The organism is Nocardia sp. Tas62D01 (assembly GCF_055232035.1).
On sequence record NZ_JBUYUZ010000001.1, the window covers coordinates 5,476,488 to 5,489,293 of the forward strand.

Consider the following 12,806-nt stretch of genomic DNA (forward strand, 5'->3'; position numbering starts at 1 on the left):
CATCGGCGCTGCCGGCGGCCGCGGCCTGCGTGGCTCAGCGACCATGACGCTGCCAGAACTGGCCGAACAGCTCCTGCTCGTCCATCGCCTTCGGAGCAAGCGGCCGAGATACCCACGTCAGGTTCACGAAATGGCGGGCGTTGATGTTCTCCGTGGTTATGTTGCCGCCCCAGGTCCCGCAGCTCAGACTGAGCGTGAAAGGCAAACCGTTGCGCGGACTGCCGGCACCGTCGTTGAGATTCTGATTAACCATGACCCGAGCCGTCTTGGTGCCCATCGCCAGTGCGTCGACATGCTCGTCGCGATCGGTGTGGATGCCGCAGGTGTGCCCGATCCCCTGGTAGGCAGTGATCTCGTTGACCCGGTCCACCGCCACGGAAATGCCACCGGAGTACCGGTAGAGAGCCAGCACTACGGACAGCTTCTCACCCGAGAACGGGTAGTCGGGTCCGACGCCGTCCTCCTCCACGATCAGAAACGTCCGGTCCGCCGCCACCGAGAACCCGGCCAGCTCCGCGATCCGCTGCGCGGACTTGGCGATGACGTCCGGCGTCGGAATCTCACCGCCGGACGGCCACATCGCCACGGCCAGCGCCGATTTCTGGTCGGGGGTGCACAGATGCCCGCCGCGCGCGATCAGCCGCTCCAGCATCGGCTGATAGACGGTCTGCTCGGCGACCACCGCATTGTCAGCCAGGCAACTCGTCGCGTAATCGAATGTCTTAGCCTGCGCGATCGCGTCCGCGGCGTCGTCGAGATCGGCCGTCTCGTCGACCACGTGCACCGAATTACCGACACCCACCCCGTAGGCCGGTGTACCCGAGGAGTAGGCGGCCCGCACCATGTTCGCCCCGCCGGTGGCCACGACCAAGTCGGCTTGCTTCATCAGTTCCTGGGTCTTGGCGATCGACGGGGCCGGCAGCATCTGCACCAGGTCCGCGGGCGCACCCACCTGCGTGCACGCCGCGCGCATGTAACTCACCACCGCGGCGGTGGTTTCCACCGTCCTCGGGTGCGGGGCGACCACGATCGCATTGCGCCCTTTGAGCGCGAACAACGTCTTCAACGGTGGAGTGGCATCCGGACCCGTGGTCGGAATCAGCGCTGCCACAACGCCCACCGGCTTGGCGATCTTGACCAAGCCACGTTGAGGATCCTCCTCAACTACGCCTACGGTTCGGGTGTGGCGCATATCCGCGTACACGCCCAGCACCCGCTTCTTGATCTTGATCACCTTGTCCGCGACATTGCCGAAGCCACCTTCGTCCACGGCCAGCGCGGCCAGCGCCTCGGCGCGATCTTCCCGGCATACCGCCCAGGCCACTGCCGCACACAGCTCGTCGGCCTGCTCCTGGCTGTAGTCCGCGATCGCCGACTGCGCAGCCCTCGCGCGCGCCAGCACCTCGCTGACCTCACGTTGCACTGTTTCCCGATCAGCCATATCGCCCACTGAACGCACCGCCCTCATACTCGTAATCGATCTCGGCCGGACCACAATCCGGTAGGACACCCCGCGGTCTCGTGCGAATGCTTCGCGACGGGACTTTGTTCGTGATGCCACTATGCGATGCGTAATGCCTCATGCGGTTCGGCACGGCAGGGCGAAATTACGGGAGAGTTTGTACTTGTGGGGACATCACGGACGCTATGCCGCCCGCGCCCGGCATCAGACGTCCAGTTTGCCTGCGTGCGATCGTACGCTGGACACGATGACATCTGTGGGACGTGAAATACCCTCTGACCTGGACGGGAAGGTGCCAGCTGAACACCGTAGCTCGCCGTCGGGGGCACTCGTAAAGAAGTCCATTGCCCTGCAAGTTGTGCACGGCGCCGGCGCCTGCGCGCTGATCAGTGCTGCGCTGGAACTGGGCGAGGACGGCGCATCGCGACCCTGCCGAGCCGTTCGATTGTGCCGAGGTCAGGGGCTGGTTTTCTGTCTCCGCCATCTTGCCGAGATCTTGCCAAGACGGGTACATACGGGATGGACGGAGCGGTGCTGCCTGGACGGGATACCGCCCCTGACCTGGACGGGATGGACTGGGGATCACCCGCTGGAAAGCACTACTGACACTGGCAGTGTGGGGGTCAGGGGTTCGAGTCCCCTTAGCTCCACTGTTTATGCAGGTCAGGCCCGGCATTGCCGGGCCTGACTTGTTGAAAGTGGAAGATTTCCCCATGGTTTCCCCCATTCTTCAATCCCCCATGTTTCGCCTTAGCGGAGCTTTTCGAGGGCGGTCGTAGAGTCAGGAGCTTGCCGTGGCCGGTCGATGTAGCGGTCGGTGATGTCGGCACCGGTGCTGATCACAGCGTGGCCGGCTTGTCGGCTGGCCTGTTCCGTTCCGTACTCCTCCGCGACTGCGGTCAGATTCGTCCTGCGCATCGTCCGCGCGGTGATCCACGCGTACTTGGAGCCGCGCGCGGCTCGCCACGTGCGGGCGGTGTTGTGCGGATCGCGCCACCCGCCTCTTCGAGACGGAAATAGCGGGGCCTGGTCGTCCTCGCTCCATTCGTCGGCCCCCATCTCCTTCAGGGTGTTCACCGCCCACCCCGGCAGTAAGACGATGCGGTAGCCGGCGTCGGTCTTGGTCCAGTTCTGGCGGTAGAGACCTTGCTTCCCCTTTTTCCGTTTGATGGTTCCGCACACGATCAATTGCCATTTATCGGGCTTCTTGACGACATCGCACCGGCGGAAGGCAAGGCCCTCATATGGTCGACAGCCTGAAGCTAAGAGTATGTCGGCGATACGCAGAATGTCGGGGTCGCGTTTCGGGCCATGCGTATAGGCGGGAGTTCCAGGTATCTCTTCCCCCGCGAGCCATTTCTTCAGCTGGGCCTGTAAGCCGTCGCGAGTTTCCTCGTCCATTGCCTTTGCTTTGCCGCGTCGCCGTCGACCGCCTTTCCGAACCACGCTCATCGGATCGATGGGCATCGCACCCAACTTGACGCCCAATTGGACGATTCCGCTGAGAATCAAATGGTGCACCTCGGTCTTGCGTGTGTATCCGGCGGCGCGAATGGACTTGAGGTGCCGATCAAGGCGGTTGGCGTCGACTTCCCAGTTTCGCAGTTCACCCAACATTGGCCTGATCTTGATGCAATGCCGCTTAGCTCGCCCCCTATAGAGCTGTGACCGGCGGTTTTGCGGATGGTCGTCGTTGTGTCGGCGTGATGCAGCTTTGGTTGGCCAGCCGGATGGTAGCGGGTCCGGTGTGACGGGTTCCCTTGTCTGCCTTGCGTTTTACTCGGAAGCTGTTGTGTCTGGCGCGTTTGACGACGCGGGGGTAGGAGCGGTGGCGGCGGGGGTTGAGGTGGCGTTTTGCGGTGATCTGTTCGGCGAGTTCGGTGTGGAGCTCGAGTTGGCGGTCAGGGGGAAAAACCGTCCGGGCCTGCGATGGTGTCGCGGGCGAGTCGGACGGTCTGGGTGAACTTCACGCGGTCGGGATCGATGCCGGTCTCGACCGCGGCCCGGCAGATCAGCGAGCAGATCGCGTAGTGGGCGATGAGGAATCCGTATATTTCCTGGCGGACCATGTCCGGGGTTTGCGAGCGCAGGGTTTTGGCGGGGCCGCGGAGCTGCGTCTTGATTTGCCTGTTCGCGGCTTCGTGTTCCCAGCGTTGGTGATAGGCCTCGGCCAGGATCAGCGAGGGTGCCTCGTGCGGGTCGAGGATGGTGGTGAGCAGGCAGATCAGCTCACCGCCTTCGCCACGGTCGGTGATCTCGTACTCGATGACGCGGGCGAAACGAGTCCGGTCCCAGTCCAACTCCTCCCCGGCTATGGCCGCCTCCAGCAGCTCGGCCCGCATTTTCGCCGGGGTTTTGGGCGCGAAAAGCAGTGTCACATAGGAGCCGTCACCGAGGCGGTCCACGATCGGCAGGTCCATAATGTCACCGAGACGCCACAACAGGTCGGCGTCGGTGTCGGCGCCCTGGCACCACAGTTTGAAACTGTAGAACCCCTGGTCACACACCAACATCATGCCGGGTTCGAGTAACCAGATCAGTTCGGCCGCGCGGTGCGTTCACCGGTGCCCTTGCCCACGACCGGCCCGATCACCGCGCCCAGGCTCACATGCGAGCCGCATTCGGTCAACGTCACCACCCGTGCCTGTGGCAACACTCCCTTGCTCGGTTTACCGAATTCCGTTGCGTTGGCCTCGGTGTCGGCCACGTCGAACACCATGCCATCAATCGAGACCAGCCTGCGTCGCGCGTAGAACGCGTCCAGGGTCAGCCGCGACGCCACCGGCACCGCGATCCGCTCGAACAGTGTTTTCATCGGCTCGAACCCCAGCCGCTGCCGGGCCTGGGTGATCCCACCCGAGGTCGGCAAACTCCACTTCGGATCCCAACAACGCCAAAGCCGCAGCGGCCCAACCAGTTTCCGCATCACCCCCTCGTAGTCCACACCTGCGAACAACGCCAACGCGACCACGAAATACATCACCAAATGCGGCGGCAACGTCCCACCGCGACGCTTGGGCGCCTTGCCGTGCTCGGAAATCGCCATCTCCACCGCATCACGGTCCACCACAGCGGTCAACACACCCAACGACACCTGATCGATCAACGACACCGCACCCACATCCACCACGTCGGCGACGCTAACCCCAGCACCGACACGATCCGGCACCGACACGCCCAAAAACGCTCCACACCAACCAGTCTCACAGACCAACCAGCTGGCACTACATCGCAATCATGCCGATGACCTGCGAAAACACGTCAAGCTAAGTGGCATTGGATCTTGATGGTGTCGCTGCTGTAGCGTCTGTCTGGGGTCCCGTCCTTCCGGAGGCGGGGTTGTGCCGCGTTGATTTCATCCAGGTACCCCTCAAATGTGCTGCGGTCGAGTGATCCTTCCTGGACTTCGAGTGCTTTCTCCTCGATCCATGTGTCGATCAGGCAGGAGAATTTGGACTTCCGGGTGATTGATCCGCTGCCAGTACCCAGGCTCTTGCCCGCGAGCTGCAGCCGCGCCTGATAATCGTCCTGTAGTTTTTTTCTGGCCTTACCTTCTGATTCGGCGACGAAGTCGAGTGGATAGTCCCTGCCGGTGTTGGGGTGTCGAAATGTTCCTCGCGCTCGGTACTTTCCTTTGTATCTGCCAGACGTCTGGAGTTTGCAGCTGACGTTACCGAGTCCGCCAAGCGATATCTCGGCTCGTGGCATAGCAACTCCTTTGCAAGGTATTGGTGGTGCTAGCGGACACGTAATAATCCGGTTGGGCGGACATTTGGCTCCGGGTCGGCGGACATGATTTCTCCGGGTGGGCGGACATCCGAGGTCTGCGGGACACGCCTGAGCAAATGCGAAACGGGATCCCTTCGAGCGAGTTGAGTTTTGGTTGCTGAGCCAAACCAACTGACGCGTCGAAGGGATCCCGTTGACCAAGTCTGACAGGGAGATCATGGAGATTCTGGAAGCGTTCGACTTAACACGCTGCGCGCATTCGGCCGCGGAGCTGGCGGGTGTGGACGAGAAGACGGTGGCCCGGTATGTCGCGGTCCGCGACTCGGGCCACGACCCGCTGGCAAAGCTGCGGCGACCGCGGGCGATAGACCCGTTCATGGGAAAGATCGAGGAATGGGTGGACAAGTCCGGGGGCCGGGTGCGTGCGGATGTGGTGCATCAGCGGCTGACGGCGATGGGGTTCACCGGCACCGACCGCAGCACGCGGCGCGCGGTCGCAAGGGCGAAAGCGGCGTTCAAGACCGGGCACCGCAGAAAATACCGGCCGTGGCTGCCGGAGCCGGGGATGTGGTTGCAGTTCGACTGGGGTGAGGGCCCGCGGGTGGCGGGTCGGCGCACGCAGTTGTTCTGCGCGTGGCTGGCGTGGTCACGATTCCGGGTGGTGATCCCGTCGTGGGATCAAACCCTGGGTTCGTTGGTGCTAGGTGTGGACGTGACGTTGCGCCGGATCGGTGGTGCGCCAACGTATTTGCTGACCGACAACCCGAGAACCGTGACGGTGGACCGGATCGCGGGGATTCCGGTGCGGCATCCCGAAATCATTGCTGCCGGAAGACATTACGGCTGCAAGGTAGAGACGTGTGAGCCGTTCGACCCGGAATCCAAGGGCGGGGCGGAACACACGGTGAAGATCGCCAAGGCCGATCTGGTGCCGACCACGGCGAACCTGTTGGCGGAGTATGCGACGTTCACCGATCTGGCCGACGCGTGCTGGGCGTGGTGCGAGCGGATCAACGCCCGCCCGCACCGCGAGACCGGCGTGGCGCCGGTGATCCGGCTGGGGATCGAACGTGAGCATCTGCATGTGCTGCCCGCCGAGCCGCATGCGATGGCGCTCGGTGAGGAACGCCTGGTCACCGACGATCAAACGATCCGATGGGGGTCGGTGCGGTATTCGACCCCGGACGGGCACCAAGGCAGGAAAGTCTGGTGCCGGGTTGCCGGTGAGGAGTTGGTGATCACCGGGCCGACCCCGGCCGGGTTGGCTGAGATCGCGCGGCACCGGCTCTCGACGCCAGGGAACCCGCGCATCCTCGATGAGCACTATCCGCACCACGTCGGCGGTGATCTGCCGCGGGTGCGGAAACTACGGCCCCGCACCGTCGAGGAGATCGCGTTCCTCGAACTCGGCGAGGGCGCGCACCGCTGGCTGGTCGAGGCTTCAGCCTCCGGGGTGTCGAGGATCCGCGCGAAAATGACCCGCGCCCTCGAGTTGGCCGCCCTCACTAGCTCAGAGGCGGTCGAGGAAGCACTCGGGGTAGCTGCGGTCGCGGGCCGCTTCGACGACGGCGACCTGGCCGCGATCCTCGATCACCTCGCGAAGTTCTCTCGCCTCACCGACGAGACGCGCGCCGACGAGACGCACTCGGCGCAGCCGGGCACCAGTAACTGGGAAAGGTTCGGCGCATGAGCCACCCGAGGCCACCGGCGCTGCCGGAAGAGCTGGACAAGATCTGCCGCCGGATGCGCCTGCCCTATCTGCGCAAGGCCGCACCCGACGTGCTCGCCACCGCCCGCGCCCAACGCTGGGACCCCGCCGAAGTGCTGCGGGTGCTACTCGCCGAAGAGGTCACCGGCCGCGACTCGGCGACCCGGCGGATGCGACGCAAGACGGCGAATTTCCCAACTGGCAAGACATTTTCGTCCTGGCGGCCGGAGGAGTCCACTATCACCGAGGCCACTCAGAACGCGCTTGCTACCCTGGAATGGGTTGGGCGACAAGAGAATTTAGCTGTCGCTGGACCATCGGGTACTGGAAAGAGTCACTTCGTCGAAGCGCTCGCGCATTCGGCGATCGAGAACGATCTGAGGGTGTCGTGGTTCACCCTCGAGTCGCTGACCGCCACGATCGGCAAAGCCAAGGTCGACGGGTCGATCGCTCGCGCGGTCGCCCGCATCTGCAGCTGTGATCTGATCGTGGTCGATGACATCGGCATGCTGCCGGTCGGCGCCGACGCCGCCGAAGCGTTCTACCGGGTGATCGATGCAGCATACGAGCGGCGGTCTATCGCGGTAACAAGCAATATTCATCCGTCCGGTTTCGACACCATCATGCCCAAGACCCTGGCCACAGCCACTGTCGATAACCGGAGTAGGTGCGGGTTCCTTCAACCGGATTTCGCTGGTGTCAACGCATCTCAGCAGCTCTCGGCCCGTTCGATGGCCTGATCAGACATATCCGGCAATCTGCGAGTTATTACAGGAATCCTGGAGCAGCTGCTGTAATCTGCGACACCATGCCGGATTCCGGGACACGCCCACTGTCGCTCGTTCCGGCGGCCACGCCCGATGGCGATGAAACGTCTGTGGAACCGATCCTCGAGCCGGGGCTAGCAGATGTTGTCACGCTCCAGCGGCGCAAGGCCGCCGAGGTTACTGCCGACGACGAGCAGAGTTTCTTCCTGGATACAGTCGCTGAGTATCAATGGGCCAGGGACACAGCGGGTTTGGCTGCTGCCACGCTGGATGGGCTGACCAAGCCGATCATCGAGATCTGCCAGTACTACGGTTTGGTGCCGTGGCAACTGACCCCACGCCAAGTCGACAAGTACTTCGCGGGTGTCGGCAAGCGGGCACGCTCGACGGTGCGCCGCAAGATGACCCTGATCGACAGCTACTTCGCCTTCCTCGAGCAGCGGTATGCCGGTGAGATCGCCCGCAACTACGGCGTCGGCGTGGAGTCGCCGATCGACCCGTTCAACCGGCCGACCCATCGCGGCGACTTCGGGCTGCGGATACCGCCGTCCCAGCGGGCGACACGCGAATTCTTCGGCCGCTGGCGGGAATCGCTGCCGCAGTCGCGCAAGCCGGCGATCGCCCGCCGCGACTACGTCATGGGCAAGCTCACCTACATCTCCGGCGTTCGCGCCGCCGAGCTGTGCTCGGTGAGGATCGGCGACGTTCACTGGGAGTCCGGTCAATGGGGCCGATTCCTGGTGCACGGCAAGGGAGCTCGCGGATCCGGGCCTCGCCAACGCGAGGCTTATCTGTTCGAGGAAGGCCGGGCGCTGTTGTGGTGGTATATCGAGGAAGTCCGCGCCGAATTCTGCGACGACCCAGACGATTCCGAAGCCCCACTGTTCCCGTCCGAGCGGATCCCGCAGGCCGTCGCCGCGTTGAATCTGGCCACCCCCGGCATCGCGGTCACCCCGTCGACGTTCCGGCGGGCACTGAAAGCCGTCGGCCGCCGGTTTCTCACCGGCCCAGTGACCGAGCTGCATCCACATCTACTCCGACATGCCTGCGCAACCCACAACTACGAGCGGGGAATGTCGCTCTGGGAAGTACAGAAATTATTGGGACACGATCGCCCGACCACCACTGTTTCCTACCTGGCCACCGCACACGCCGACCCGGAAACCGCGAGCCTGGCAGCAGCCGGGAGAGCGGTGCAACGACTCGTCATGGACAAAGGAACCCTGCGATGAAATGGAACCTGCGCTGGGCCGCGGCCAAACGCGACATCTGGCGGCCCAGCGAGCTGATGACCGTATTCGCCGAGGTCGGCTTCACGCCATCGCTGAGCAAAGTCGCCGCCCTCTGGAGCAACAAACCCACCACGGTCAGGCTCGATGACCTGGACAAGATATGCGCCGCACTGCAGTGCACGGTCGCCGATCTCCTGGAAGCCGAGCCCCTCACGACCGCCAATGAGCAAGAGCGGCAAACCAATCGGGCCGTCGGTGGGACGGATGAACCCGTGCGACCGACCGCCCGCCGCGGCGGGACCAAACGATCGATGCCGCCGAACTGACCCGTGACAGCGACACCGAGGAACTGGCCGATCGGGCAGTGCCCGGTCTGCCTGGGCTGGGGCGAGAGACGGCAATACACCACCTGCGCCCCCTGCGGGAAATGGCGCCGCGCCTTCCCAGAATGCAAGCCGTGCTTGCGATGTCGGCATCGCAACCATGTCAGCGACGAGGGACTCTGCCGCTCGTGCTTGCAAGTCCTGCGTGTCGACGATCCCGGATGGCTGCTCGATCCCGTGCCCGGCCGCCCGACGCAACTCACGCTGATCCTGCCGGAACTGCGCTCGTTTCGGGCCACCCCGATCGTTCTGCCCGCGAAGTGGAAAAACCCAAGTGCCGCAACGGGAAAACCCTTCCCCGACCTGGTGCCGACCCCGCAGCAACGACGGCGGCTGACCCCACGGCCTCCCGCGCCATCGATATCACCTCACCTGCTCGACCCCACGCAGATCATGCTGTTCGACGCCCGTCGAGACTGGAGTCGCTTCACCGTCGGTTCCCCCAATGCCCTGCCTGAGCTGACACCGGCAGCCACAGCCCTGCTCGAGGAGTTCCAGCAGCACGCACGAAACCACGGGTGGGGTCCGATGCCCCGCAACGCCGGGGCGATGACCTTGCGGGTCCTGCTGGGCTGGCTCGGCGCAGCCGCCCCCATCCCCGAAGCCGACATCCGTGCGGTCGCCGACCACCGCCCCAATTCCGCCATCCGACGCGTCCTGCAGTTCCTCGACGCTCACGGCATGGTCATCGCCGACCCCGCCCGCCAAGGCGACACCATCGAACGGGCCATCCAGCAGCGCATCGACACCCTTCCCGATGCCCTCGCCGATGAAATCGGTTGCTGGATAAGTGTTCTGCGTGGCGAAGGACGCCGACCACACCCACAATTCCCCTTCGCCACGATCCGCTCCTACCTGAACTGCCTGCGGCCGACGCTGGCCATCTGGACCGAGTCCGTCACCAGCCTGCGTGAGATCACCGGTCCCGACATCCAATCCGCCCTCGACCGGCAACCACCCGTCACAGCCCGCAACCTGCTCTCGGCCCTGCACAGCCTGTTCCGCGCCCTCAAACAAGAACGACGCATCTTCCGCGATCCCACCCGCGGGATCACCCTGACCGCGATGCGTCGCCTGCCCGTCCCGATTCCCACCGACCGCCTGCACGGTCTCATCGACCGCACCGAAGGGCAGATGGCCAAACTCGTCGTCGCCCTCATCGCCATCCACGGCCTGGGCAAACAAGAAACCACCCACCTGCAACTGAACGATCTCGACCTATCCGCCGGACGGCTGCTGGTTCGACGACAAACCCGACACCACACCGTCTACCTCGACGAACTCACCCACACCCTCGCGCTCGACTGGCTACACCAGCGGCGGCGCCTCTGGAGCCGAACCTCCAACCCCCACCTGCTGGTCAGCCAGGTGACCGCAGCCGATGCCACGCTCCCACCCGTCTCCCACCGGGTCATCGACATCATCTTCGAGCGGCTCGGTCTCACCCCATCCCAACTCCGCCGCGACCGCATCCTCGACGAAGCCGCACACACCGCCGACCCCGTCCACCTCATGCGCGTCTTCGGCATAACCGCCAAGACCGCCATCACCTACGTCCAAGCAGCCCACCCCGAACGCCGCTCCACCACACCCCGGTAACAACCCGCCGACGACCGCCCACATCCGCGAACCCGACCCGCTTCGACCACACACCACCCGACCACGCACGGGTTCATCGCATACCACCACCGAGAATCGGCGAACCCGCGCGCTTTCGGCTCCTGCACCACGCCACCGTCGTCATCACCGACGGCGACTCCTACCGCATGAAACACCGCAACAAGAGAGGTGACCGCCCCTGAACTGAACCCCCACCCCCAGCAAAGGGGGTGGGGACTTTTCCTGGCCAAAAACGGCGACTTCAACGGCTCTGGCGCACTTTTGATGATTTCGGGGTCAGTCCGCCAGTAGCACGCGGGCGCGGAGGAGGTCGAAGTTGGCGCGTCCGTACATGGTTCTCTTGATCATTTTGATGCGGTTCACGTTTCCTTCCACAGCGCCGCTGCTCCATTCGAGGGTGAGTCCGTTGCGGACGGCGTCGTAGTCCTTGAGCAGGCCCTCGGCGAAGCTGCGCAGGTGGCTGATGCCGCTGTTGCGGGTGGTGGTGATCCAGGTGTCGAGATGGCTTCCCCGCCGCTCGCGGGCCATGCCGGCGAAGTCGCTGACCAGCTGGTTCACCACCCGTAGGGTGTCGCATCGTTCGAGGTACTGCTTGAGTTTTCCGGACTGTTCGTCGGTCAGTTTCTCGGCTGGCAGCATCATCCAAGCAGCGATCTCACGAGTCCTCGGGCCGGACTTCACCGGTTCCGCCGACGTCGCTGCGGTAGGGGTGCGCCACGTCTGCAGCAGGCGCCGGACCGTTCTGGTGCTGCCGGCGAAGCCGCGCTCGCGGATCTCTCGGTGTAGGACGGCGGCGTTCTCACAGCCCTCGTTCCATCGTTGCTGCAGGTAGGGCTCGTAATCGTCCAGGGCGGTGACTCGTTCGCGGCGGTCGGCGGTCAGATGCTCGGGTGACTCGGCTCGGGCGTAGCGGCGCACCGTTGTGCGGTCGAGCTTCAACGCCCGCCCGATCGCGGAATGATTGATTCCCTGTGCCAGCAGGTCGTGGATCTCTCGGTGGCGTTGCCGCGTAATATTCTCTCTGCCAACAGGATCAGCGTCCTCTGTGATGGTTTGCGGTGTTGGTAGTGGCTGGGCGAGTTCTGGTTGTGTGTCCGGGTCTGCCAGGCATTTGCGGTGCGCCCGAACAACTTTGTCGACAGCTTTGGCCAGGTTGTGCAGCAGGTGCCAGCGATCGGCGACCTGGATTGCGTGGGGTGCGCCGCGGCGGGCGCCGTCGGCGTAGGGTCCGCCGCGGTCGCGGCACACAATGCGGACCTCGGGGTGTCCGGCCAGCCAGGCCGCTACGGTGTCGGAGTTGCGGTCGTCGAGGACGTCGACAGGGCGGTGGGTGGCCATATCGATGATCACCGTGCCGTATGTGTGGCCGCGCCGGATGGCGAAGTCATCGATACCGACAGCCGGTAGGCCGCCGGGTCGCGGCACCTCGAGTCCTCGGATCAGCCGCAACAGTGTCGATCGGGATACCTCCGTGCCGAGGGACCGGGTCATGCGTTGGCCCGGGCGCCCACCCAGTGCGAGGCCGACCGTGGTGAGCAGCGTGGTCAGCAGTGAACTGCGGCGCTGGTAGCGGTCGGCCAGGCCTGGGACCTGTTCAGCGAAGATCGACCGCGGACAATCGGTGTTCGCGCAGCGAAATCTGCGCGCTTGCAACCGGATTGAAACTTCACGACCACTCACCGCATGATCGGCCAGCCGACGCTCGTACCGACTGTGCACCCGATCCGAGGATCGACCACAGAGCGTGCACGCGGCAGTGCGGGCCGTCGCCGCCACTTCGAAGCGCAATGAGAACTTCGTTGCGGATACGCCGTGGACGCGAACCGCGGACCAGTGCGGGAACAGCAAGCCAAGCAGGGCGTCGGCGACGCCATCGAGAACCACGACGAGTGTCTATAACGCAAA

The 12,806-nt window shown here is 64.3% G+C and carries 11 protein-coding genes; 5 read left to right on the forward strand and 6 right to left on the reverse strand.

Features of this window, described 5'->3' with window-relative positions; translation table 11 throughout:
- Positions 1 to 34: 34 nt before the first annotated feature.
- From ACV7NQ_RS25940 to ACV7NQ_RS25960, 5 genes are all read right to left on the reverse strand, one after another.
- Complete coding sequence (locus ACV7NQ_RS25940; protein ID WP_463362023.1) at positions 35 to 1,441, reverse strand: aldehyde dehydrogenase family protein; 1,407 nt, start codon at positions 1,439 to 1,441, stop codon at positions 35 to 37.
- Between the two features lie 771 nt (positions 1,442 to 2,212).
- Positions 2,213 to 3,079 (reverse strand): hypothetical protein, encoded by an 867-nt coding sequence (locus tag ACV7NQ_RS25945; protein ID WP_463362024.1) that lies wholly within the window; start codon positions 3,077 to 3,079, stop codon positions 2,213 to 2,215.
- Between the two features lie 284 nt (positions 3,080 to 3,363).
- Complete coding sequence (locus ACV7NQ_RS25950) at positions 3,364 to 3,978, reverse strand: transposase (RefSeq protein ID WP_463358709.1); 615 nt, start codon at positions 3,976 to 3,978, stop codon at positions 3,364 to 3,366.
- Positions 3,979 to 3,998: 20 nt separating this feature from the next.
- Positions 3,999 to 4,637: a transposase domain-containing protein gene (locus ACV7NQ_RS25955; RefSeq protein ID WP_463365625.1), complete on the reverse strand. Its 639-nt coding sequence runs from the start codon at positions 4,635 to 4,637 to the stop codon at positions 3,999 to 4,001.
- Positions 4,638 to 4,723: 86 nt separating this feature from the next.
- A complete protein-coding gene (locus ACV7NQ_RS25960; RefSeq protein WP_463362025.1) occupies positions 4,724 to 5,170 on the reverse strand; it encodes a hypothetical protein in 447 nt (148 codons plus the stop codon).
- A gap of 238 nt (positions 5,171 to 5,408) precedes the next feature.
- Here ACV7NQ_RS25960 and istA point away from each other — a divergent pair, with 238 nt between their 5' ends.
- The 5 genes from istA to ACV7NQ_RS25985 all read left to right on the forward strand — a co-directional run bounded on the left by istA (position 5,409) and on the right by ACV7NQ_RS25985 (position 10,880).
- Complete coding sequence (gene istA / locus ACV7NQ_RS25965) at positions 5,409 to 6,881, forward strand: IS21 family transposase (protein ID WP_463365817.1); 1,473 nt, start codon at positions 5,409 to 5,411, stop codon at positions 6,879 to 6,881.
- Positions 6,878 to 7,639: an ATP-binding protein gene (locus tag ACV7NQ_RS25970; RefSeq protein WP_463361311.1), complete on the forward strand. Its 762-nt coding sequence runs from the start codon at positions 6,878 to 6,880 to the stop codon at positions 7,637 to 7,639. The genes istA and ACV7NQ_RS25970 overlap by 4 nt, the downstream gene beginning before the upstream one ends.
- A 137-nt stretch (positions 7,640 to 7,776) precedes the next feature.
- On the forward strand, positions 7,777 to 8,898 hold the full coding sequence (locus ACV7NQ_RS25975) for a tyrosine-type recombinase/integrase (protein WP_463358548.1): 1,122 nt from the start codon (positions 7,777 to 7,779) through the stop codon (positions 8,896 to 8,898).
- On the forward strand, positions 8,895 to 9,224 hold the full coding sequence (locus ACV7NQ_RS25980; RefSeq protein ID WP_463358547.1) for a helix-turn-helix domain-containing protein: 330 nt from the start codon (positions 8,895 to 8,897) through the stop codon (positions 9,222 to 9,224). The genes ACV7NQ_RS25975 and ACV7NQ_RS25980 overlap by 4 nt, the downstream gene beginning before the upstream one ends.
- 189 nt (positions 9,225 to 9,413) lie before the next feature.
- Positions 9,414 to 10,880, forward strand: coding sequence for a hypothetical protein (locus ACV7NQ_RS25985; protein WP_463358546.1), 1,467 nt, complete (start codon positions 9,414 to 9,416; stop codon positions 10,878 to 10,880).
- A gap of 297 nt (positions 10,881 to 11,177) precedes the next feature.
- Here the strand turns inward: ACV7NQ_RS25985 and ACV7NQ_RS25990 are convergent, their stop codons facing one another.
- The gene (locus ACV7NQ_RS25990) at positions 11,178 to 12,785 is read right to left on the reverse strand and encodes an ISL3 family transposase (RefSeq protein ID WP_463362026.1); all 1,608 of its coding nucleotides are present in this window, start codon (positions 12,783 to 12,785) and stop codon (positions 11,178 to 11,180) included.
- Positions 12,786 to 12,806: the final 21 nt, after the last annotated feature.

Bases quoted from the DNA above. Each gene is read 5' to 3' on its own strand.
- ACV7NQ_RS25940 (WP_463362023.1), bottom strand. From the start codon at position 1,441: ATGGCTGATCGGGAAACAGTGCAACGTGAGGTCAGCGAGGTGCTGGCG.
- ACV7NQ_RS25945 (WP_463362024.1), bottom strand. From the start codon at position 3,079: ATGTTGGGTGAACTGCGAAACTGGGAAGTCGACGCCAACCGCCTTGAT.
- ACV7NQ_RS25950 (WP_463358709.1), bottom strand. From the start codon at position 3,978: ATGATGTTGGTGTGTGACCAGGGGTTCTACAGTTTCAAACTGTGGTGC.
- ACV7NQ_RS25960 (WP_463362025.1), bottom strand. From the start codon at position 5,170: ATGCCACGAGCCGAGATATCGCTTGGCGGACTCGGTAACGTCAGCTGC.
- istA (WP_463365817.1), top strand. From the start codon at position 5,409: ATGGAGATTCTGGAAGCGTTCGACTTAACACGCTGCGCGCATTCGGCC.
- ACV7NQ_RS25970 (WP_463361311.1), top strand. From the start codon at position 6,878: ATGAGCCACCCGAGGCCACCGGCGCTGCCGGAAGAGCTGGACAAGATC.
- ACV7NQ_RS25980 (WP_463358547.1), top strand. From the start codon at position 8,895: ATGAAATGGAACCTGCGCTGGGCCGCGGCCAAACGCGACATCTGGCGG.